We start from the raw sequence: 291 nt of genomic DNA on the forward strand, positions 1-291 counted from the left end.
GACTACCAGGGTATCGTCCGCTACACCAACTCAAACCCTGTGCTTGTCACAGTGCCGTCCGGTCTCGGACCCGCTTGGAGTTGTACCATCGTCCAAGAGGGCACCGGTCAGGTGACGCTGGCTCCAGCGGGAGGCGTCGCTCTTGAGGGCAGGTCGGGTCTCAACACGGCCGGTCAGTGGGCCACGATAGGGATAGCGGCGCTTGAGAACAACTTGCTCGTGGTGGGTGGAGACACTACCCCGTGAGCCGCTAGGGCTTGGGCTGCTCGGGCGCCTGCTGCCGCCCGTAGG

1 protein-coding gene is annotated in these 291 nt (G+C 64.6%); it reads left to right on the forward strand.

The features are described from left to right. On the forward strand, positions 1-246 hold a 246-nt coding region (locus ACTHSL_RS13415), incomplete at its 5' end, for a hypothetical protein (protein WP_440381709.1). Positions 247-291 lie beyond the last annotated feature (45 nt).

It is taken from the genome of Neisseria sp. P0008.S010, assembly GCF_051962715.1.
Classification (GTDB): domain Bacteria; phylum Pseudomonadota; class Gammaproteobacteria; order Burkholderiales; family Neisseriaceae; genus Neisseria; species Neisseria elongata.